Below are 23,384 nucleotides of genomic sequence, written 5' to 3' on the forward strand. Positions count from 1 at the left end.
CCCACTGATGCATCCGTGGACGGTCACCTGTCGAACGAAAGCATGCGCCTCGCAGTATTACGGTGTCTATCCCGACGCTGTCATGCGATAAGAACGATATGGGCGCGACGGGTGCTGGTTCGTCTGTCGAACGACCGAACCTTTCAGTCGTGAGGCGGCTGAATTCGGCTGTTTCAAATCCGACATTTCTGACAACTGATTTAATAGTATGTGCCATCCGTGCGAGATACAAGACGGACATCTCGCGTCGGGCCTCCCCAGCTCAGTGCGGATTTGGTCGGTCTGTATGGAGGACTTACTTCCAATCGTGCTCCTCGATACCCTCATAGTGCTTCAGACGACTATCGATCTCCCAGTCTTCCCAACCGCATTCGTGGTAGAGGACGTCGGCGAGTTTGTCGAAGCGGCTCTTGTTGAGTTCGATACCGCGGTTTCCGCGGTAAGTGATGTACGATTCGCTGCGAAGGTCGGCATAGACCTCTCGCGCAGTCGGGTAGTCGCCGTCGATCGCTGAGAGATTGAGGAGCGCCTCCTCCGCGATCGGTGTGCCCCACTTGTGTTTCGCTATCATCGTCGCCAGGAGGGCACACTTCACCGACGGCTTCTCCATAGGGGGAAGTGAATCCACTCTCAAATAAAGACTGTTAATGACAGTTAACGCCAGTGGGAACACTTATACACACACAGATGGTGTCTCTGTGTATGAGTAGTATGGAACAGGCGGACGACCGCGGAGCAAAGAAGAAGCTCCGGAAGGAGCACCCGAGCGGGTGGCTCTACCTCACGCAGCACGATGCGATCCCGATTCTCGTAGACGCGCTGCTCGATCTCCCGCCGAACCGCGAGTTCAACAAGACCGAACTCGCGGAACACGCTGGCGTCACGCGCCAGACCGTCGGCAACTACACCGACCTCCTGATCGAGGTCGAACTCATCGAGGAGGTTCCGAACACGTCACCACGCCGATACCGGGTCGCGGACAGTAACGTCGTCCGAGAACTCTTCGAGCTAAACAGCGCGCTCAACAACGTCGGCGAGTAGCAGCTGTCCGCGAGGGTACGCTGAGTCTCCTGAGGTATCCGTTGCTCCATCCAATAAGTCAATCAACGATCGATTTTCTCTACGGAGCCCAGTTTGGATGTACGCGAACCTCACCGCTGCACCAGTGAATAACCATCCGTCGAACGAGAGCACACGCCTCGCAGTATTCCGGTAGTTACCCTGCCGCAGTCATGCGATGAGAACGATACGGACGCGACGGGATAGCGACCCCAACGCGGAAACGTTGGTGATTCGCTGAACGGGTGTCGAAGGCCGCGCCTTCGTGTGGTTCGAGATCGATCAAACCATGGAACTCGAACCAATCGACCCCGAAACGGCATTCGAGCTGTACATCGCGGAGAAAGAAACCTCGGTCGCGGACGCGACCGTCGCCTCTCACAAGTCACGCCTGAGCTTCCTACTCCGGTGGTGTGCGGAACGCGACATCGAGAACCTGAACGAGCTGACCGGCCGGCGGCTTCAGGAGTTCCAGCTCTGGCGGCGCAACGTCGGCGACCTCACGAAGGTGAGCGAGAAGACGCAGATGGACACGCTACGCGTCTTCGTGAAGTGGCTGGAGTCAGTCGACGCCGTCGAGCAGGACCTCCACAAGAAGGTCCGCTCGCCCGATATCACACCCCGAGAGAACAGTCGCGACGTGATGCTCGAGACCGAGGACGCCGAGACGATGCTTGCGTACCTCGAGCGATACGAGTACGCCTCGATCCACCACGTGACCGCGACGCTCCTGTGGCACACGATGCTTCGGATGGGTTCGGTGCGAGCGCTCGACGTCGACAACGGTCGAGGTGTTCCGATTCTTCAATTATTGGTGCTTGATCATTTCCTCCTACACGACGGGGCTACTTTCTGGGTTGACGCAAACGGGCTCGCGAGGCTGGAGGGCAACTGGATCTGCTCATACGGGAACCTGCCGGCGACGTTTGAGGACGTGTATGTGCTCAATCGCGACGAGAAGGGGTTCATCAACGCGGGAAGAGCGGGTCAGCGAAGGATGCGAAAGAGTGGCTCGTGAACGAAGCTAAACCGCTGTAGTGACTATCAATAAATTCCCGGTATCAAGCCAATAGCTCTGCGAATTACTGGGAGATATTAATCACACTTGTATGAGTGATATCTATTCTCTCCCTGTAATCATTCCTACATTTGCGATTTAGGCACCCTAGAGTAGAGAAATTAGTTGTATAGCAATAATAGAAAAACAACTAAATTAGTTCTAATCACGTAGTTACGTTTTGAAGACCATAAACTTCAAGAGGTATAGGTCTCAAAGGGTGGGATATGGAGCCCACAACCGCGCTGCTTCGAGAGACGTTCAGGCAGAAAGGTGTCTACAAGATGAACCTAGTTAACAAGAAGAACGAAGACTCTCTCGAGAAGATGACTCAGCACCTCTTCGATACGGGTGTTGCTACAATCTCGGACTGGGGAGCCCTGCGGAACGATGTGGCCTTGACAACGCTAGATTGGTCGGAGGCTGGGACCACGATCACCGAGGACAAGTTCGCTGAAATGTACCGGGACGAGATTACCGGCGATGTAGATTGGGACGCTGTTCGTGACCAGACTCACAAACGGATGAACAAGGAAACAAAGGTGAAAGCCGGGAACGCGGCTCACTGTATCCGACGATTCTTGTTCGAGGTCAATATCGGTGATATCCTGCTCCTCAATACGTCCGAAGGAACAGTCATCACAATTATTACGAGCCCACCGCACATGCTCGAAAAGGACGCACCGCATCGCGATATTGACTCAAACCACGTCTTCGGGCGAGAAGTGTCGTTCCAGCGGGATGAGGAGGGTGAGGTCGTCTCGTTCGACAGCAAGAATCTACCGAAGCCGATGACGCCCGATCGCCTAACAATTACTACACTCAAGCGGGACGGGAAGGCGCAGCTGCTTGCGGAGTCGAATGCGCTCCAAGCCCTCGCCTCGTTCAAGGCTGAGAGTGAACCAGCAGGCGCAGACTAGACGCAGCTTCATTTCCTACTGGAGCGATAGCTCTGGATAGGAACACTGGATGTTTATGCGCAGCTCTGAGTGCGGGCACGCCCACACTTCTCGAGAGGTAGAACAAACACGGCAAGTCATGTACCCATTTTCCGGTTTCCGGCATAAATCACAGAGTATATGTCGAGGTCGTGGCTGCGCGCGCAGCGACCGCAGGGAGCGAGCACGGAGCGGAGGGTGGGGCGGTGGGGCGTCCACGGGTGGCGGCCGCCGAAAAAATGAGAGCCGCCCCGCTCACCGCCGGCTGTCGCGACCCGCCTCGAGTCCGACAGCCGGGTCATCGGTGCCGTGTGCGGCCTTGTAGGCGTCGACGAGCTCCCGACTGTACCGCCCGATCCGGTGCCGCGAGGTCGGCACAATCGGCTCGACCGCCGCAACCACCTGCGGCTGGGTGAGCTGCGAGCCGTCGAGGAGCCGGTCGGCCGCGTACAGCGCCGCGCCTGCGACCGTCGCCCGGGGCGTCCCCGGCCCAACCGGCACCCGGTCGGCGAGTGCCAGCAGGTGCTGGGCCAGCTGCCACGTCCGAACCGCACGGGCACCGGGAAGCGCACCGCCCTCAAGCCCCTCGAGCACCGTCACCACGGCGTCGGGCCGAGTGACGGGCACGTCGAGCGCGCATTCACACCGGAGCTTCCGGGCCGCCGCACACACCCGTTCGCGGGGTGCTTTGGCGTAGGTGGCGACCGCCTCATCGATCGCCTCACGGTCGAGGGCCGCGTCGCGCACGGCCAAGAGGACGGCGCCACCGGCGAGCGACTCCCAGGCCATCCGCCCGCCCGGCAGCCGCGCCTCCGAGCCCCGTCGGAGGTACCGGGCCGCCTGTTTGGTCACGTGGTCCGGGAGCCCCAGGTTGCCGCCGATCATCTCGACGTCACGCAGCCCTTCGTTGAGCCGCTTCGTTCGCTTGCGCTTTGCGCCGAACTGCATGCGCTTGTGCCACTTCCGCAACCGCTGGACCGTCTCCCACTGCTCGTTGCTCAGGGGATTGCCGTGTCCATCAGTGTTCCGTCCGATCTTCGTGTGGAGGCCCTTGTCCGTCCGCAGCGGGTCCACCGTCTCGATGCTCTGGTCGGCGTCTCCGACTAGGCCCAGGTCGTTCAGCGTCGGGCTCCGATCGACCCACTCGTCGGCGACAACCAGCCCGCAGGCCGTACAGAACGATGTCTCGTCGTTGGTGATCACCTGACTCTCACACTCGGGACACACCGCCCGCGTCGAGGGCGCGTGTTCGACCGTGGGAGTGTGCCCGCGTTCAGCTGGTGATGGGAGCTGTGCGTCCGAAACCGTCTTTTCGCTCGCGTTCGTACGTGACATCGCGGTTCTCCGAAGGCGCTCGCGACAGCGCCCGACTCCCCGTGCTCTGACACGGGGATTTCGTCGACGGCACCGCCCGCCAGCGTCGGCTGCGCGCTCTCGCTCGCGCCTTCGCGAGCGCCCTCCGGGCGCGAGCGAGAGCGCGCCCGCACGGCGGCCCCACAGCCAGCCGCGCGCGGCGAGACCGCCCGGCGCGAGCGGCCAGCGGAGAAAGCGTGGGGGGTGAGCAGCCACGCCGCGCAACCCCCCGCGCTTTCCCGCTGGCGCCGAGACCATATTCACTTCAGCCCGGAACGCGGCCGAGCGGAGCGAGGCCGCGCCAGCCCGGAATGGTCGGTCGCGAGCGACGCGCCGGGCGGCAGCGGCGAGCGCGGCGCGCCGGCACACACACGCACCAGCCGCGAGCGACCACAAGCGCCACACCCCCGGCGGCTGCGCGGGGCCCCTCATCACAGCGCACGAGCCCACACCCGCCACAGCCCAACGGTGGGCCGCGTCCCACACCCCACCCAGCAGCGTTTGATTCACAGCCAGATCGGCGGAACGTTAATGTGGGTCGTGGTACCATGATACACAGTATGGGGCGCGCTGCCGATCCCCCATCCGATGAGTCCCCGGAGCACAGCCACCTCCGCATTCGCCCGACCGACACCGAGCTGCCGCCGGCTGCCGTCGAGCAGGGGTTCTGTCGCCTCCATACGATTGAGACCCCCACCGAGGGCTGGCGCGACCGGCTGTTCAGCACCGAACCGCCCACCATCGAGTTCCGGCTCCAGCGACCGGCAGGTGCCGACGCCGAGCTCAGCCTCTATGCCGGCATCGAGGACGCACCGCAGGCGGCGCTGAAAGAAGCGCTCCGCACTGCCTGCCCGAACGCCTACGAGCTCACGCCGGCGACACCTGACCCCGTCGCCCCGCTTGCCGACGACGTCGAAGATACGCCAGCTACGGACGACGACGACGGAGATACACCAGCCACGACCGACGACACTGAACATACGTCAGCCACGGACGGCGCCACCCCGGCGCCGCCGGGCGATGCCGCCGACCCCACAGCCACGGGCGACGAGCCGCCCGACCCACGAGCCCCAGCCGCCGACGCTGACACGCCACCCACGGACGACCCGGACGCACCACCCACCGACGATCCCACCCGTGCGGCCGTCAAGTGGATTGGCGAGGCCGAGCGGCGCGACGACTGGCAAACCCGGCTCACCCCGTTCGCTACGTTTCAGGAAGACGACGACGCCCAGCTACCGCTGGCGGTGCTCGCGGAGACGCTGGCCGACACGACCGCGGCCGTCACCGTCCAGATCGTCTGCCAGCGCTACGACGACTGGCGTAGCGAGGCGCACGACCGCCAGTTCCAGCTTGAGGAAGGGCGCGACACCATGGGCGCGCGGTTTATTGACTTCCTGCTCGGCGGGCCGGAGAGAACCAACTCCGACCAGGCGTCCACCACCGCCCGCGAGTGGGACAATCCGGCCGTCATCGGCCGGCAGGACGCGATCGCCGCCGCCGATCCGCAACACGCGTTTTGCGTGTCGGCCCGGTGTGTTATTGCTGGCCCCGACGCGAAGGGGTTGGCCCGCCGGCTCACCACTGCCCTGGAGGCGCTCAGCGGCGACTACTACACGATCGATGGCTCCGTCCACACGGGAGACGCGGTCGAGCCGGTCTGTACAGCAATTCAGGAGCGCGCGGTCCACGAGCCCAGCTACGAAACAGCAAAGACGAAGCTGCCGTGGACCCGCAACCGAAGCCGCGCGCTCATCATGGACGCGGGGACGGTGCCCGCACTCTGTTTACTCGATGGGACGGCGCTCACCACGGGCGGCGACCGCGCCGTCGACCCGCCCGGCGCCGACCGGACGGCGCTGCCGCCGCCACCCGACGACCAGCTGGCCCGGTATCAACAGCCCGGGCTCACGCTGGGCCAGCCGCTTGATCAGGACGGCGAGCCCACCAGCGACACCGTGGCGGTGCCGCCGTCGCTCCAGCGGCTCCACGTCGCGTGGTTCGGGAAGACCGGCGCCGGCAAATCAACGAGTCTCCTCACCGGCATACTCGCCAATCAGGCCGCCACGGACGGCGCCGACATCCTCATCACGCCGAAAGGCGACGCGACCGCCGAGGCGTATCTCCGCGCGCATTACGCCGAGACCGGGAGCCTCGAGGACGTCTACTATTTCGATTGTAGCGAGACGCTGCCGGCGCTGTCGTTTTTCGATATCCGGCCGCAGCTGGCCGCCGGGATCGATCGGGCGACCGCCGTCGAGGATCTCACCGACCACTACATCGAGATTCTCGAAGCCATCATGGGCCCCGAGCAGTTCCACCAAGCAGTCCGCTCGCCCGACATCATCCGCCAGCTGGTGAAAGCGCTCTTCGATCCGGTCCACGGCGACGACGCGTTCACCCATCGGGCGCTCCAGCAGGCGGCCGCCCGCTTTCATGAGACGGGCGAGCCACCGCCGGTGGTCGACGATGAGCTTCAGTCGATGTTGTACAACGTCGCCGCCAACAGCCAACAGACGTTTGACGAACTCCTTCAGGGGGTTCACAACCGCATCGAGAAGATCCCGCTCGACCAGCGGCTCGGCCAGCTGTTTAATCACGTCCCGGACGATGACGATCCCCACTTCGACCTGCGGGAGGTGATTGATGAGGACGCGGTCGTCATTATCGACACCGGCGACCTCCGGGCGGCCAGCCAGCAGGCGGTGGCCCGGACCGTCCTCTCGAAGCTGTGGACGGCGCTCCAGCGGCGCGCCCAGACGACGGAGCCGGCCGATCGGCCGGTGGTCAACCTGTATCTCGAGGAGGCGGCCCAGCTCGTCAGCTCCGGTGTTATCGATGACTTCCTCGCGCAGGTCCGGTCGTTCGGCTGTGGCGTGACGCTTGCCACGCAGTTCCCCGGCCAGCTGCGGGTCCGCGACGAGGCCGCGTACGTGGAGCTGCTCAACAACGTCTCGACGATCATCACGGGGAGCGTCCCCGTCGATGACGCACTCGCCACGCGGCTCGCCACCGCCGATCTGGAGCCGAGCGCCGTCGGCAACCGGCTGCGGTCGCTCCAGCGGGGCCACTGGCTGGCCCGGCTGCCCGCCCCCTTCAACACCCAGCCACCCCGGCCGTTCCTGCTCGCGAGCGCGCCGCTGCCGCCGGGCCATCCCGACGGCGACGGGTTCCGGCCGGCACGGGAGGCCACCTTTACCACCCGCTCCGAGCAGTTGCGCGAGCGCACCCGCGAGCAGTACGGGCTCGACGTGACGGCCACGCAGGCGACAACTGGGTCGACGACCGAGGCGGCCGAGCCAACGGATGCGGCCGCTGACGACGCGCCGACCCGCGTTGATTCGGCGCTGCCGTACACCGACCGGCTCCCCGAGCCCGTCGCGTACGACGGCGAGCGCCACGCGGTCATCTGTACGGGCTGTGACACCCGGTATGACCCGTCACCCGACGGCCTCCGCGCGGCGGTCGTCTGCTGTCATGATCCGGGCGCCGTTGATCGCGCCGCGTACCCGATCTGTGAGCTGCCGCTCAAGCTCACGTACACTGAACGCCAGGAGAGCGCGATCAGCGACGCCGGCCTGCGGTTCCTCCAAGCGGTGTACTCGGCGCATCAGGGCCAGTACGACCCCGAGTTGGAGTACGACATCACCCGCGACAGTATGCGCCGGCTTCAGGAGTACGTTGGCATCGACGCCGCCGAAGTTGATGAGCTCCGGGAGGCGGGGCTGGTCAGCCGGGACTGTCGGTACCCGCATACGCTGTATACCGTCACGCCGGAGGGGCGGGACGCAATCGGCGTGCGCCACCGGGAGGGCGTCGCGTACGGCGCCGGCGCCGGCGACCTCAGCGAATCCAGCCTTCATGTGGCGATGGTCGAGGTGGGCACACAGCTGCTCGAACACGAGTACGTCGCCGACCCTGAGTCGCCGGCCACCCGGGTTGAAGAGTACTATGAGGTGGCCGACGGGCGGCTTGATGCCGCGGCCGTCGATGAGGCCGGCGACGTCGTCGCCGCGCTCGAAGCCGAGCGGATCAACAACGACGCCGTAGAAGCGATCCCCGCCGATTACGACAAGCTCGCCGCCCAAGAGCCGGCGGCGGCCGTCTGGATCGTCAAAAACCGGGCGGCCGCCCACGAGGTGATTACGGCGCTCAACGACCCCGCGACGGGCTCGGCGCGCGTCGCAAAAACGTACGGCGAACAGACCCGACCCGACATGTTCACCATCGACCAGCCAGGGCTCACGGACGTTGTTACGTTTCAGGCCGCCCGGGATGCGTATCTCGACCGGGCGTGATCGGGGGCAGCGAACGCGCCGTGGCGTGGTGGAACCACCTGGGGCACGGCCGGGCCCCCACAGACGCTGGCAGCACATGGTGGTCCAAGCTTAACCACCCCGCAGGTGGCCGCTGAGGGGAAAAGCGAGCGTAGCGGCCCACAAATCGAGGTGTTTCAGCCACTGTGCCGTCCGCAAGAACCCCGTCACGTACGGGTGAAAGCTACTCTCACCACCGCGAGTGACGCCACAGCCGCGTGGCTCGTGTGGTGAAGTGGTGCCCGGCGATCCAGACAGCAACAAACCGCCTGCCCGCAGCGGGATCAGATACAACTCGTGACAACGGTCGCCGCGCCACGACACGTCGGTATGCTAAATATCTCAGCAATACGATATCAAAGATCTGCCGTACCACCCCCGTGTTGTCGGGGGTGGTGCGACAGTTCGAATACGTTCTCACATAAATCTGAAATATATAGCGCCGCTGTCGCACACGGCGCCGATCGCGGCGGGGATCGAACACCCCCGGAAAGACGGCCGCGTTACGGCCCGTGTCACGCCGATTTCATCGATCAGGACGGAGGGCAGTCCACCTGAAACGAAGGTTATTACGGAGTATGCTGTCGGAGTTTTCACTCGTTTCGACTGTGGATCTTGCGGACGGCGCAGTCGCTGAAACACGACCGAGTACGGTGCGATAGCCCGAATTCAAGGGTGGTCACCGGTGGGACATGGGCAACTCGTAGTGTCATAAAACACGACGGCTGCCCTGTGGTCAAAACACCCGCCGAATCCGCCTGACACTCCACAACAGAAGCGTCAAGAACCACCGGCTACGCCCGCAAAAAATATTGTTCTCCCGTGAGCAGCGCACACACACAGCCGCGACACCGCGTGAGCAATCGCCCACAACCAGCCAGCCACGCGCCAAACCCGACGTCCGCATGAATGGACTCCGTGTGACCGCCCCGATTCAGCAGATCGCCCACTGGATTACGACGGGCGAGATTGCGCCGCTGGTCGTGCTGTATGCCATGTTAACTGTTGGTGATCTACAGCTTCAGCGGGTGTTGCGGCGGCTCACCCATCGTGAGTGGGTACATGGGATGCCGGTTGGCTACCGTGTCGGCCGGCTCCTGCGCGCGTACGCACCGTCACAGATGTTGCTCCGGTATGTGTCCGGCGTTGCGGTCACTGCGCCATACGCCGAGATAGAGCCGCCACAGAACCTGTGGGGGTATTTCTCGGTACAGACGGCCGCAATAGTTGGGGTGGCCACCGAAGAGGGTGTGTTCCGCGGGCTGGCGTATCTCGGCGCAGGTGTCATCGGGATTGATCCGCTGTGGCCGGTTGTCGCGGGCACCGTGGTGTGGGCGGCCCTCCACGGCATTGGCCGCGGAATTACGATACTGGTGACCACCGGCTGGCTCTACGTGGCCTTATGGAGTGTCGGCCACTGGGAGATCGCAGTTGGCCTCCATCTCGCCACCAATCTCAGTGCCGTCACCTATGGGTATCACGACTACTTTGGCCTCGGAGGAGAATGAGCAGTGATGGGGCAACCGCTATCGTCATTGAATGGTCAGGCGTCTATGAATCGGTGGTGGCCGATGCGATCCAAGGAGCGCCCGAACTACACGTTGGGATTGTGCTTCAATAGCGGGCTCCGAGTACCCCATATGCTCTCAGGTCCGGCGATGGAGATCCACATATCGACACGGAAGAAGAACTCCCGCCACGTGGTTGGTAACGAGTTCAGAGCAGGTTGAACGGCAGAGAGTAAGCGGGCGCGACGGGCGCGCGTTCACGCTAGGAACGAATCGTCCTTTCGGGCCTGTACTGCCCAAAATTGGGGACTTCAGATCGGGGTCGTAACTGCGACTCGCGCCACAAAGAGCGATGAGTCTCGAACCAATCGACCCGGAAACAGCCGTAGAACTGTACCTCGCCGATCGCAAAGCCGAGGTGGCCAAGGCAACGCTGTACTCGCACAGCTCCCGTCTCGGTCACTTCCTTCGCTGGTGTGACGAGGAGGACATAGACAATCTGAACGAGCTGAGCGGACGGACGCTCCACGAGTACCGTCTGTGGCGTCGTCGCGAGGGAGATCTCGCACCCGCTACGGAGAAAACCCAGATGGACACAATCCGTGTCTTCGTGAAGTGGCTCGAGAGCATCGACGCCGTCGTCGACGACCTCCACACGAAGGTGCGGTCGCCCGTGTTACGAGACGGTCAGAACGTCCGTGACGTGATGCTTGAGTCCGATCGTGCCGAAGAGATTCTCGAATACCTCTCGAAGTACGAGTACGCCTCACGCCCCCACGTCGTGATCACGCTGATGTGGCACACGATGATGCGGACCGGTGCGGTCCACTCGCTTGACGTCGACGACTACGATCCGGAAGGCCGGTACATCGCCGTCGTCCACCGTCCTGAAACCGGCACGACGATCAAGAATGGGGCCGATGGAGAACGGTTGATCGCGTTATCGAATGAGGTGTGCGGGCTTATCGACGACTGGATAGCGAATCGGCGGACCGATGTTGACGACGAGTTCGGCAGGCGACCACTCGTGTCAACGTCGAACGGACGCGCACATCGATCGACGCTTCGAGGAGATTGTTACAGATACACAAGGCCCTGCGTTTCTACTGGAGAGTGCCCCCACAATCGTGATCCAGATAATTGCGATGCAATGGAGTATACTGCTGCGTTCGACTGTCCGTCAAGCGTGAGCCCGCACGGTCTCAGGCGTGGTGGAATCACCCACCATTTGAACAGCGATGTTCCGAAAGATATTGTCAGCGATCGTGCGAACGTGACACCGGGTGTACTCAACGAACACTATGACCGGCGGAGCCAACGCGAAAGGATGGAACAGCGACGGAGGTATCTCAACAACATCTAGTATAAATTCGATACCGATTATTACAAACGTTGTTGCGATTTACTTCCAACAGTTGATCAATAAATGTGCTATGCGTAGATAACCGGATTGTTACACGTGAATTCTTCTACAGTATCTCGATTCATCAGTAGCTGACAGTGAGTAGATAGCTACAATGCTGTGGCACAGGCCTTGGATAACTCAACTCTTCCCAAGTGACGATAGTATGCTGGACTGAAAACAGAGCCCCTCAATTATTTTCGTCGCTCTCGTTTGACCTGTCCGGAAAGTAGAGCGGCATGTACATCTTGGATATTTTTTTAAATAAACTATCTATCTCAGCTAGTGAGATCTGATCCTCAGCTGGTAGAGTAGTTTTCTTTTTGTGATCATCGTATAAGTCTTCAATCATTTCGTCTCTATCTTCATACATAAACGCAGCATCCCAAAACCAGTGAACACGTCGCTCACAAAGAGATCTCATTCTATTTCTTTCCTTTATGATCTTCTTCATATCCGGTTCCATGTTTTGTTGTAGAAACTCTCGAAGGGTATCGTGTACAAAGTAGCCAGTCCAGAAGAGGTCTGGTTCAGGAACGCCCATCTCTGGGTCTACGTAAAGATACTGTATCTTTTCTTTGCGAATAATACTTCTACCGCTTAAGTCATAGAGGATATCCTTAATCATAGTTCTGTCAAATGGTATGTCGTCTGGAAGCACCCAAGAACATGTCTCCAACGATAGGAAAGGGAGAGGTGAAGTAATTCTTAGGAAACGTCTGTGTTCTCTTGGAATTGATTGGAGATACCGCCGCTGAATCTCCTCTTGGATATCATACTTTGGAATTTCTGGCGACTCATTAGAATCATTTGAGTTAATTAGAAGATTAATATAAAGCGGATGACCGTCTAGTTTTTTGTGTATTTCAGCTATTCTCTCCCGAGATAGGTTAATAAAATGATTAGTTAGCATGGTTGATGTCTGCTGTTTGGAAAATTTGCCTACACGGATAGCAGTATCACCATTTGAGTATGTAATCTGTCCAGATGAAATAAGAACTATTTGTTCAGGAAGTAGATCAGATATTTCTTCCAAAACATCATATACTTTATAATCGTTGTCTGATATTTTGTGAACGTCATCAATACAGATTAAAAGACGTTTGTCGTCCGGATAATATCCAACACAGTCTTGTATGATATTTGAGATTGTTTGAGTAGGTTTTGACGCTTCTGGGCCTGTGTTTTCCCAAGACACCCCCGCAGAAGCGCCTGCTCCTAAACTTATACCCGTCAATTTTCGATCGTTTTTAGTTGCTCTCTCTGGTAGATTTTCATATATCTTCCATGCCAAATTTTTAAATACTTGACCGATGCCGTTATGTTCTCTAATCCTTATTATTTCTACGTCAATCTCACCACGGTACTTATTAGATATATTCTCTAGTAATTGGGTCTTTCCAACCCCAGGCTCTCCAAATAAGTGTAAATGATCTTTTTCGCCTTCAATAAATTCATGAATCTGATCTTCAATTTTGGGCCGTTGGATATGGTGACCAGTCCCAGAACCTGGTGTTGACATAGATTCATATGTGTTTCAGATATATTCAACTTTCCGGCTTGTTCTGTCTTAGCGTTACGACAGAAGACGTTAGATTAATTTGGCTCTGTTGAAATCCTCTTCTTCAGATAAGTTTTCATCTGAAACAGCCGGTTAATGTGAGATGCGAATTGGCCACTGGATATTCATAATTTCGTCAGTTTAGTGAGCACTATGGCCTTCTCTCTGTCAGCAACCATCGCCTACGGCTTTTTGACATCTGCTATCGTTGGCCTTTCTCTTAGCCATTTTACCGATCAAATATCTGTGAAGATGGCATTGCTCATAGCAGTCTGTACTGCGGCTGGTACAGTAGTTGGCAGAATACTGTGAGAAGCGTGTACCGGCCTGTGCTTCACCTGTACCTCGCACGACGCACGAAACTTATCACTAACTGAGTATTTCAACAGAGCCGAATATGATTATCTAAAATATTGGCTCTGTTGAAGTCCCCTTCTTCAGACATATTCTTGTTTGAAATGGCTGGTCACTGAAAAGTGCGAACTGAACGCCGTCGGTGTCCACTGACGCTCCTATCGTGTTCTGGCTGCTTCAAGCAATCCGATAAGGACCATTCCCCCAGCAATCACAGTTAACAAAAAAGAGTTGTACGGAATCGAGAGCACACCAGCAGTGATACCCACTAATGTGATCTCGATTGCGAATAGCATCTCTTTCAGGTCGCTCATACGAGTGTTATCCACAGCAGTATCCTAATAGAGTAACTCTCTCTATTTTACCGTGTCCTTGAGCGACAGCTGGTGAAGTGCCATCGCTCCACCACCGATAAGATACGCCTCAACCTCTATTTGGAACTGCTCCGCGATCTTCCGAAGTTCGGCCTCGATATAGTCACGGCCGAATCGTTCACGAGAACTCATAGAGTGACCTCATACTCCCTAGCTGTTTGTTTGAACTCTTCCCATTTGGGGAGGGGCTCAGCCGTCGTTTCTCCGCTTGTCTCCAAGTATTCAGTGAGACCGTCGACGATACCATGTAGATCGATCGGCGCCTCAGGATGATAGTGTTCAGCGCACTCTCGTAATCCCGTTCGATCAATATCATGTTTCTGTATCAGTAACAGACAGTACGTTTGGTACCGAGAGCCATCATCGATCAGGAGGGTATGACAGACTAACTCTACAGGGTCGACTTCGGTGACTCGATCGGTTCGGAGGTAGTGTCGACGATCACGGGTGAGCAGTGGAACGCCAAACTCACCGAACAGCGCCGGTCCGGTCAGATGAAACCCTTCAGCGCTGGTGTCGCTGTCACACGCGAAGAGATACTCGTCGTGTGTTTCCCAGAGAAAATTGAGTCCAGCGGCGTGTTCTCCTGCTTCACGGCGATGTTTCTGATGGAACAGTCCTCGTGCAATTGAGACCAATACAGTAAATGGCTCGTTGAGACGGTACCGGGACTTCGATTTCCCAATGATACCAACAAGCTGGAGATCGTCTAACCGACGGTAGACAGTTGCCTGACTCACGCCACTTCGCTCGGCTAATTCGGTTGCAGTCCGTCCTTGATCGAGATAATAGAGGATCTGTAACCCAGAGCCGGCGATGAGGGCCGGGAGATCCATATGACGATATTCCGTGAGGAGTCCCTCGAGTTGCTCTATCGGTTCGATTTCCGTAAGAGAAACCAGCTTTTCTCGACCGCTTTGGTTAGTTTGGACGCAGCCGTAGGCTTCTAATTCGGAGATGATGCGTGAGGCATGGCTAGTGCTCCATTCAAGTTGATCAGCGAGCGCACTAACACTCAGTTCCGGATCACCTCCCTCTATGAGTTGAGATATTACCCGAAAGTGGCTCTTTGACATCATGTTGTCTCAAATAACGCAAACGATTTATAAAATACTTTCGTGATTTGAGACAAAAAGTAGTATTTCCAACTAGATTGGCACCGTGTATCGGAGGTCTCAGATCTATTCTAATTCTGTGTAGTGGAACCCTCCGTCGATGATAGCTCCAGATATGATATTCTAGAATATGATTATTCAGAATATTTATTTAGTGCCTGTTGACTCAGCGCTGTGACAGACCAAATCACCCGCGTTGCACCAACTATGTCTTCCAAACCGTTCCACATCGGCAGTATATTCCTTCTCGTCCGTCTTTACGCCATGTATTACAGTCTGGACAATGAAGAAGGCGATAGAGTTCTTTGAAGACCTCTATATCCTCTCTAAGGTCGTCCGGAGAGTAGCTTGCGTCGAACTCCTCATTATAGTGAATATTCTCGTTAAGGCCCCAAATGTGTTCGTCCTTAAGTCGTCGTAGATCGTCGACTATCTCTCTCTTGTTCTGGAATTCCGGTTCTCCAAATTTAGTCTCACCATCTACGTTTCCACGATCCAGCAAGTCTTCTAACTCATCGACAACCCCGTCGAAATAGTCCTGTAACCCCAAACTTTCTCGATCACCATAGGGAAGTTCTGCGTCGAACCGTTCACACCCCTTACTACAAAACCACTCAGCAGTCTTTCGCCCCCAGGCAGCAGCAGCCGTAATATCATTCCCCTCTAAGTAGTGGTCAATCATTCCCCAGGGGTTGGCGATGTCCTCACTATGATGAACTCCAGTATTGAACGTACAATCAGCGAAATGAACCGTATTCTGGATGTATTTCGTTGTTCGTAACCGACGAGCCCAGACCTTATCATGGGTCGTCATGACCAGTTGGAAATCTTCGCCAATTTCGTTCCCGAGCAGATTAGCGATAGCCGAGCGATGTGCTGCGTCAATCGACGTGACCACGTCGTCAAGTAACAGAAACTCAATCGCGTCACCCCCTACAACCTCGCACATCGCCAAGAACAGAGCCAACCCCATACTATCCTGATGCCCTTCACTATAGACGAGATTAGGACGATGCGTATCCTCATCGCGGAACGAGGTTCTGAACTTCACACCTTGCTTCGTTGACTGTAAATTTGCTGAGAAATCCTCCACTTCCTCATCAGAATGTAGCGCAGAGTATATCTCTTCGAACCGTTCCTGAATCTCCTCTAAATTCCGGTCATAATGTCGCTGCCTTGCAGTTCGAAACTCGCTATCGATCGTTTCTAACGTAGATAGGACATCCTGAGCCGTTTCAACATCAGACTTAATCTCCGAATAGCGAGAGAATCGGTCTTGAGCGACTGCAAGAACACGGTACGAACTCATCCCCTCGCTCTCTTCCTGTTCCTTCTCCCATTGCTCTCTCATACCATCAGCAGTTTCTTCGAAGCTATCAGGTAACAGCTTATCAGCTAACTCGCCATCCGAGAGCGAAGAATACGGTACTTCCAAAACATCGCCTCCTTCCAACTGCTTGCGATACTTACTAAGTTCGCTCTCAAAAGAGTCTAATTCCGTCTTCCAGCGTTCAGTCGGCTGATCGTACGCCTCAAGGTCCTCATCGTCGAATACCCTAATCAGCGTCTCAACTGCACTCAATACGTCTTTGATTAGACTAAGCTGTTGATCTTTTAGATCCTCTATTTCTTCTCGAAGCTCTTCTGCGCGACTGGCTCGGTCACGGCGTTCCTGGATTCTCGATCTGAGATCTGTGGCTTCGTCCCACGTATGTAGACATAGTGGGCAATCCGGTTCAAATTCTGGTAGAAGCTCCTCCCCTTGTGTAAGGAGATTCTGTGCACGGACATCTTGACGCAGGTCTTCGTCCTCTTCGAATTCCTCAATACGGTCTCGTAACTTTCGATGGCTTTCAAGCGCCTCCACACCTTCCCAATCGAACCACTCCTCAATCGATTCAAGCTCTTGTCTAAGATCAGGACGGTCTAAGGGGTGAGATTTCGCGTAAGTCGCAGGTTCCGTAATGTCCGCTGTGAACTCCTTTTCATCCAGCTCGGAAATCTGATCGATCTCATATTCATCGCGCAGAGTATTGATAACGTCTAAAGCATCAGAATCAGCATCAACTGTCACGTGCTCGTCAGTTGCTTCAGGTACTGAATCCCCGAGAGCATCGTAGAAGTCATCACGCTGCTTCTTCAGATCCTCTCTTAGCGACTCTACCTTATCCTCCTGATCTCTAACAGCCTTTGCGAAGGCCTTCCGTTTGTCCTCCGTGTTCTGGACTCGGAGAATCTCATTGAGGGCCTCCCCACGTGAGCCTGGGGAGGTCGTCACAAACTCAAGAACCTCATCGCGGGATAACCGGTTTTGAGACAGTTGCATCGCAGTCCGCTGGGTTTGCAACTTTGGAGGTAGTTCATGGTGATCAGAAACGTATTCGAGCTGGTCAGAATCTTCGACTGTCCGCTTGATTGTTATCTCCTCATCACCCTCCAGAAACGTGGCCTCCACCCAGCTTTCATCCGGTTCAACTCCTCTATGACGAATATGCTTCTCCGCATCCTGTCTGCCTGTACCGGTCCCCTCTAAATCGCGGACACCTCCCGTTAGGAGAAATTCGATTGATTGGAGGACACTACTCTTGCCTGCACCATTCGGCCCGTAAAATAGGGCTCCACTCCTCCGGAGTTCTGTCTGGTAGTCACGGATCCCCCGAAAATTCCGAATGTGTAGTTTATGAATCCGCATTATCCAACGCCTCCTGAACTACACTCTGAATTATCTCGGAGTCCGTCATCTCCTCGTCACTCAATTCAATAATGGAACTCGTGAGTGAGTCCGAGAGATCGTCATTATCTTCGATCCGGTCCCGAAAGGTTTCCTTGACCTCCTCATGGACGTTAAGAAGATCGTCTGACATATTGTTTGACACCACAGGCCATCCCCAAAGAGATTACTGTCATTTTGCGAGACTCCGTATACCAATATATACCGTACTGTGCGAACTATGGAAACGAGGTTATCGTCATCGGAAACCTTGATCGGTTCCAGAAGTGGCTCGGTATCACTCCGGAGGGGTCCTCTTCCGAGCTCTGGGCTCATTTCACCAGCCGTGTCTGAGGCTGAATGATTGCGCTAATCACTTTCACCCCGGTAGGACCAGCATTATGACACCGCCACCACATATTCCAATCAAGATTCATGACTCGTATCCTCCACGTTAGTGACACTCATCTCGGGAAACGCCAATACGGCGATGACACCCGTCGTGAGGACTTCGCTGACGCCTTCGACGCAGCAATCGACCTCGCTATCGATGAACAAGTAGACGCCGTCATCCACACCGGCGACTTATTTGACGACCCACAGCCAGGCGTTCCAGATGTGAACCGGTGTCTCGACACGCTCGCCAAACTGAACGACGCCGGCATCCCCTTTTACGGAATCGTCGGCAACCACGAACGCAAATTAGACGAACAGTGGCTCGACCTCATCGACCGTTTCGACCTCGTCCACCATCTCGACGAAACACCAGTCCTTGTGAACAACGACGTCGCCCTCTACGGTATCGACGCCATCCGAGCGCCATCCTGGAACACCTACGAATTCGAGCTGGAGGAGCCACCGACCTCGGCCGACGTAACTATCGTCTGTATGCACCACCTCTTCGAGGAACTCGTCCCTCCGCAACAGGCGAACTACGAACTCCAAGAGGTCATCGACCGGCTGAAGATCACACCGACAGCGATCGCGCTTGGCGACTATCACGGCTACACAGAGGAAACGGTGGACGGCGTTCAGGCGTTCTATCCCGGGTCTACCGAGCGCTGCTCCACCAAGGAATCAGCGCCTCGAGGAGTTCTGATGCTTGAGGTCGAAGACGGTGACCTCGAGATCCGTCGACGCACGCTCGATACTCCGACGGGCGAAGCGCCACGTGACTTCCTCCAAGTCCCGGTACAATTTGGCGAACAGGACGGCATCGGACTCGTCGAGCAACACCTTGACGAAGCGCTCGGCCCCCAAGAGACGCTCGATGAGCAGCTTGTCGTCATCGAACTTCATGGGGACGATACGACAGTTTCCCAGCGCGACGTCTACGAACTGGTTTCCTCCCGGGGTGCAGGCGTCGTCCATGTTCAAGACAAACGCCGCGCGAGCGTCGATCTCGACTTCGAAGGTGGGGAAACAGACGTTGCGGATATCCAGTCACTCATCGACGAGACGATCAGCGAGTTAGATATCCAACCAACGAGTTCACGCATCGAGGAGGTCGTTCGGGCGACGGACGCAACCAAGGATTCGCATATCCGGAACGATGTCGAGGAGATCCTCGAAGAGGAGCGCGAAGCACAGTTCGATAACATCGAGGATGACCAGCAAATGGCGGGTGATGCGTGATGCTTCTGCGCGAACTCACCATCGAGAACATCCAGAGCTACACGCACGAAACGATCGACTTCGGGGACGGCGAGACGCTCATCTACGGGAAGAACGGCGCCGGGAAATCGACGATTTTCCGGAGTGTATTCGGCGTGCTCTTCCCCCAGAGCGGTAAGCACGAGATTGGAGCGGACTTCAGTCTCGCTGACTTCGTCCGCCGCGACGAAGAGCAAGGCCGCATCGAGCTCACGTTCGAAGCCGGTGGACGGGACTACACCGTCAAGTGGGTCATCGATGCTGACGGTAGCACGGACTCCTGTGAACTCCGGTCGGATGCACTAACCGAACCGGTGTCCGGTGTTCGGAAGGTCGAGAACACAGTTAGCCAGGATCTGCTCGGAATGGACGCGTCATCGTTCGTTAGTAGTGTCTACGTTCAGCAGGGGGATATTGCGCGTCTCGTTCACGCTGACGAAGACACCCGGAAAGAGATTCTTGATGGCCTCCTTGGCCTGAGTCGCGTCGATGATTTGATCGACCGCGCAGTAAAGGCGCGCAGGGAGGCGAAAAACAAACGGGACGAGGCGAAAAACCGCCTTGCCGAGGCACGTGACCAACTCAACGACCTCCCGGAGGAAGACACCCTCCAAGCGGAGATTGCTGATCTGAGCGAGCAAATCGACGAGAAGGCGGCCGAGATCGAAGAGTACGAAGACGACATTGAGGATATCGATGAGCAGTTAGAGAGCTGGCGCGAGCAACTCGAAACGGTTGACGACCTGAAGAGCGACCGCGAGGACCTGGCAGCCGAGTTGGAAGAGAAACGCGGGGAATACGAGTCCCAAGGAGAGGACTTGGAAGAAGCGAAGGAGAACAAAGAGGCGGCCGAACGGAAGCAGTCAGAGGCGAACAAGCGGATCTCAGAACTTGATGACGCTGTTGATGCGTACGACTTGTCCTCGGGTGAGGCCGCCGAAGCGGCGCTCGGCGATATCGAAGCAGAGCTGAGCGACGAGCAGGAAGAAAAAGCAGGAATCAATGCCGACCTCCGGAACGCGAAGCAGGAAGTCGAACGACTGGAGGGTAAGAAAGACGAGCGCGAGGAGGACTTGGAAGAGGCCGAGCGCGAATACGAACAACTCGAAGAGGATCTGGACGCAGAGCGCGAGGAAGAAGAACAGTTGGAGGCGGAGCTTACAGAGGCCGACTCCGAAGCTGAAGCCGCCGTTGACGAGGTTCGAGCGCGAGCTGCTGACCTCCCTATCCCAGAGGATGCCGCGTTGGAAACGCTTCGTGACGACGAAATCCCAGACGCCCGTGACGCGTTGGCCGACGAACGCGAAGAATTCGAGAACAAGATTGGACGCCTCCAGACGAAAGAAGAACAACTGAGCGACCTCGGCGACGATGGTGTTTGCCCCGTTTGTGGCGCTGAACATGAGGGGGGCCACACAGCTGACGGCCGAAGCGTCGATCAGGCACTCGCTGACACACAGGCAGACATCGAGGACTTACACGAGGAACGGGAGCGGCTGAGTGAGCAGCGGGACACACTCTCGGACCTCCGAGAGGATGTCAACGACGCGCTGGCGAAACAGGAAACCGTTCAGGATCTGGAGGCTGACTTAGAGGATGTTCAAGAGAAAATCGAGCGCTTGGAAGGCGAGCTCGAAGACCAAGAGGCAACGATCGAGGAGGCCGAAGAGAAACTCGAAGCGGCCCAAGAAGAACTAGCAGACGCTCATGACCGCGTCGAAGAGCTCGAGGACGATCTAGAGGCTGTCGAGAATCGAATCGACGAACTTGACGACATCAAAGAGCCCGTCGAGGAAGCCTGCGAGAAATACGAGGAAATCGATGACCTCGCGGGAGACATCGACCAGTACGAGCAGAATATCGAACACGCCCGCGAAATGCGGCGTACGCTTCTCGAGGACATCGACGACCTCGAAGATGAGATCGAAGAGATAGACGACGAACTCGCGGACATCGATGTCGAAGATTTGGAGTCGAAGATTGACGAGTACGAAGGCTACCGGGAAACCGCGGTCGAAGAGAAGGAAACCGCTGAAGAGGAACACGAACGGCTCGTACAGGACCGCGCGGACAAGAAGGCGGCGCTCAACACGGTTGAACAGCAGGAAGAGCGCGTCGAGACCCTCACCAAGCAGAAAGAATGGGGCGACACCGTCGTGGAGGATATCAACGACATCATCACGGGCTATGAGGACGTCAAAACCCAGCTACGAAAGGAGAACGTCGAACTGCTGAACGCCTACACGAACGAGGTCTTCAACGACCTGTACCAGAACCAGAGCTACGCCGGCGTTCACATCGATCAGGATTACACAATCAGTCTCGTGACCAGCGATGGCACCCACATGAAGCCCGAAGTCACGAGCGGGGGCGAGAGCACGGTCGTCAATCTCGCGTTGCGCGCCGGCGTCTACCGTCTCGTGGCCAAGCGCGACAGCTCCGGAGGTGATCGTCTCCCACCGTTCATCCTCGATGAACCGACGAGCTTCCTCGATGACGACCACGTCGACGAGCTCCACTCCGTCATCCAAGCAATCTCCGAATGGAACGTCCCGCAGATCCTTGTCGTGAGCCACAACGACCGGCTCATCCAGAACGCAGACGCTGCGCTCCACGTCGAAAAGGATCCCACCGAGGATGCGAGTACAGTCACGCCGAGTCACGGGGTGTCCGGAACAGGAGGCGTCGCCGGGGACGATGACTGACCCGAATACACTCGGTGCGCTCCGGGATGTCTTCAGTTCTATCGATGGTCGCGTCGATGACGCTGCTGACGAAGAGGAACGACCCGCTGCTGACCTGTTCGAATACGTTGCCCGCCCCGGAGGCGATATTGAAGCGCTTGAGCAGCCAGCCATCAAACACGAACTCGTTGACGACGTCCAAGAGTGGGATGATCCGTGGCCGGTGACCTACGGCGTTGACGCGAGCACCACTCAGCCGCTCCAATTCAGCAACGGCCTCCTTCTCGGGGCTGCCAACGCCAAACTCGGGATCGGTGGCCAGACTGATCACGCTGACCTCGCCAAGGAAAGCACCCTGACGACCGTCGTCTACTTCGACAACGAGGAATTTGATGTTGATGACCTTCGTCCGGAATACGACAACGTTGACGCCGACGTGTTCCGGTTTCCAACGATTTCGTCTCGTCAGCGTGACCTCGCCGACTGGGTGACCGGGATCGCGCGAACGTACGCGGAGGGGTGGCACGCCCGCCGTCACCTGGACGACATTAATGGGCCACTGTTTATTGACGGTCCGTTGTACCCGAGTCGGGTGTTGCTCTGGACGATGTTCGCACAAACCCCGGATTCCCGAGAAACGCCACTTGACTTCTGGCCGGACATGATCGACGACATCGTCACCAACTACCTCCGCGTCGTTGAAGGCCAAGACCAAGCAGACCTTCCCGTCGCCGGGATCGTCAAATCTCCGACCAGCACCCAGGTTGTCTCGGCAATCGAGGCAAAATCACCAGACGAGGTAGACACGCCGCTACGCTGGGGGAACGATAACCTGTTCTTCAGCGAAGCCCTGTACAATCCCGACGACTGGTACGGCGACGACGGCGCCGTCATCAGCTACACGACGTGGCTCGTCCAACGCCAGATGACACCCGCGCAAGCGGATAGCGCGTTCGTTCCCCTAGAAGGTCTCGATGGCATCGAATTCCGTCGCGGCGATGCCGCCGAATACCAGACAGCGTTCTTTTACGCTCGCATCCCACTCCAGAACACCGTCATCCGCGTCGAAGCTCCGCTTATGATGGTTCGAGACGAAACAGACCGCGAGCGACTCCGACAGAAAGTTCTCGCTGAAATCGCTGCGACTCGAAGCATTCCCTTTGCGATCGAGGCCGCAGATGAAGCCGCCACAATTAGCCGGGAGAACCGACAACGGTTACGGCGTGAACTTCAACATGCGACATCGGTTCGCACTTACAACCAGCTCCGCGGTTATAACGACCTGAACAACCAGGAGTGA

The 23,384-nt window shown here is 57.3% G+C and carries 17 protein-coding genes; 9 read left to right on the forward strand and 8 right to left on the reverse strand.

The features are described 5' to 3' along the window. Positions 1–295 precede the first annotated feature (295 nt). A complete protein-coding gene (locus tag Hrr1229_RS08075) occupies positions 296–610 on the reverse strand; it encodes a hypothetical protein (RefSeq protein ID WP_123113370.1) in 315 nt (104 codons plus the stop codon). Positions 611–702: 92 nt separating this feature from the next. Between Hrr1229_RS08075 and Hrr1229_RS08080 the strand changes: the two genes are divergently transcribed. From Hrr1229_RS08080 to Hrr1229_RS08095, 3 genes are all read left to right on the forward strand, one after another. Next, on the forward strand, positions 703–1,041 hold the full coding sequence (locus Hrr1229_RS08080; protein WP_176329382.1) for a hypothetical protein: 339 nt from the start codon (positions 703–705) through the stop codon (positions 1,039–1,041). 307 nt (positions 1,042–1,348) lie between these two features. Continuing rightward, positions 1,349–2,077, forward strand: coding sequence for a site-specific integrase (locus tag Hrr1229_RS08085; RefSeq protein WP_255212468.1), 729 nt, complete (start codon positions 1,349–1,351; stop codon positions 2,075–2,077). Positions 2,078–2,343: 266 nt separating this feature from the next. After that, positions 2,344–3,036, forward strand: coding sequence for a hypothetical protein (locus Hrr1229_RS08095; protein WP_123113368.1), 693 nt, complete (start codon positions 2,344–2,346; stop codon positions 3,034–3,036). 273 nt (positions 3,037–3,309) lie between these two features. On the opposite strand, the gene Hrr1229_RS08100 is transcribed toward Hrr1229_RS08095, so the two are convergent. After that, positions 3,310–4,389, reverse strand: a complete 1,080-nt coding sequence (locus tag Hrr1229_RS08100) for a transcription initiation factor IIB family protein (RefSeq protein WP_123113367.1) — start codon at positions 4,387–4,389, stop codon at positions 3,310–3,312. A 578-nt stretch (positions 4,390–4,967) separates the two neighbouring features. On the opposite strand from Hrr1229_RS08100, the gene Hrr1229_RS08105 reads away from it, so the two are divergent. From Hrr1229_RS08105 to Hrr1229_RS08115, 3 genes are all read left to right on the forward strand, one after another. Beyond that, complete coding sequence (locus Hrr1229_RS08105; protein WP_255212469.1) at positions 4,968–8,705, forward strand: hypothetical protein; 3,738 nt, start codon at positions 4,968–4,970, stop codon at positions 8,703–8,705. Between the two features lie 923 nt (positions 8,706–9,628). Beyond that, on the forward strand, positions 9,629–10,231 hold the full coding sequence (locus Hrr1229_RS08110) for a hypothetical protein (RefSeq protein WP_123113364.1): 603 nt from the start codon (positions 9,629–9,631) through the stop codon (positions 10,229–10,231). A 352-nt stretch (positions 10,232–10,583) separates the two neighbouring features. Next, positions 10,584–11,594: a site-specific integrase gene (locus Hrr1229_RS08115; protein WP_123113363.1), complete on the forward strand. Its 1,011-nt coding sequence runs from the start codon at positions 10,584–10,586 to the stop codon at positions 11,592–11,594. Between the two features lie 229 nt (positions 11,595–11,823). Here the strand turns inward: Hrr1229_RS08115 and Hrr1229_RS08120 are convergent, their stop codons facing one another. The 6 genes from Hrr1229_RS08120 to Hrr1229_RS08145 all read right to left on the reverse strand — a co-directional run bounded on the left by Hrr1229_RS08120 (position 11,824) and on the right by Hrr1229_RS08145 (position 17,901). Further along, positions 11,824–13,155, reverse strand: coding sequence for an AAA family ATPase (locus tag Hrr1229_RS08120; protein WP_148041756.1), 1,332 nt, complete (start codon positions 13,153–13,155; stop codon positions 11,824–11,826). Between the two features lie 551 nt (positions 13,156–13,706). Continuing rightward, positions 13,707–13,862 (reverse strand): hypothetical protein, encoded by a 156-nt coding sequence (locus tag Hrr1229_RS08125; protein ID WP_158606068.1) that lies wholly within the window; start codon positions 13,860–13,862, stop codon positions 13,707–13,709. 42 nt (positions 13,863–13,904) lie between these two features. Continuing rightward, positions 13,905–14,054, reverse strand: a complete 150-nt coding sequence (locus tag Hrr1229_RS08130; protein WP_158606067.1) for a hypothetical protein — start codon at positions 14,052–14,054, stop codon at positions 13,905–13,907. Continuing rightward, a complete protein-coding gene (locus Hrr1229_RS08135) occupies positions 14,051–15,001 on the reverse strand; it encodes a winged helix-turn-helix domain-containing protein (protein ID WP_255212470.1) in 951 nt (316 codons plus the stop codon). Before Hrr1229_RS08135 ends, Hrr1229_RS08130 begins: the two co-directional genes overlap by 4 nt. A gap of 241 nt (positions 15,002–15,242) precedes the next feature. Continuing rightward, positions 15,243–17,729: an AAA family ATPase gene (locus Hrr1229_RS08140; protein WP_123113362.1), complete on the reverse strand. Its 2,487-nt coding sequence runs from the start codon at positions 17,727–17,729 to the stop codon at positions 15,243–15,245. Beyond that, entirely contained in the window at positions 17,716–17,901 is a 186-nt protein-coding gene (locus Hrr1229_RS08145) for a hypothetical protein (RefSeq protein ID WP_123113361.1), read from the reverse strand. The genes Hrr1229_RS08140 and Hrr1229_RS08145 overlap by 14 nt, the downstream gene beginning before the upstream one ends. 281 nt (positions 17,902–18,182) lie before the next feature. Between Hrr1229_RS08145 and Hrr1229_RS08150 the strand changes: the two genes are divergently transcribed. The 3 genes from Hrr1229_RS08150 to Hrr1229_RS08160 are packed head-to-tail and all read left to right on the forward strand — an operon-like array spanning position 18,183 to position 23,384. Further along, complete coding sequence (locus Hrr1229_RS08150) at positions 18,183–19,382, forward strand: DNA repair exonuclease (RefSeq protein WP_123113360.1); 1,200 nt, start codon at positions 18,183–18,185, stop codon at positions 19,380–19,382. Beyond that, entirely contained in the window at positions 19,382–22,105 is a 2,724-nt protein-coding gene (locus Hrr1229_RS08155) for an AAA family ATPase (RefSeq protein WP_123113359.1), read from the forward strand. The genes Hrr1229_RS08150 and Hrr1229_RS08155 overlap by 1 nt, the downstream gene beginning before the upstream one ends. After that, positions 22,098–23,384, forward strand: a complete 1,287-nt coding sequence (locus tag Hrr1229_RS08160) for a DNA double-strand break repair nuclease NurA (RefSeq protein WP_123113358.1) — start codon at positions 22,098–22,100, stop codon at positions 23,382–23,384. Before Hrr1229_RS08155 ends, Hrr1229_RS08160 begins: the two co-directional genes overlap by 8 nt.

The organism is Halorubrum sp. CBA1229 (assembly GCF_003721435.2).
GTDB lineage: Archaea > Halobacteriota > Halobacteria > Halobacteriales > Haloferacaceae > Halorubrum.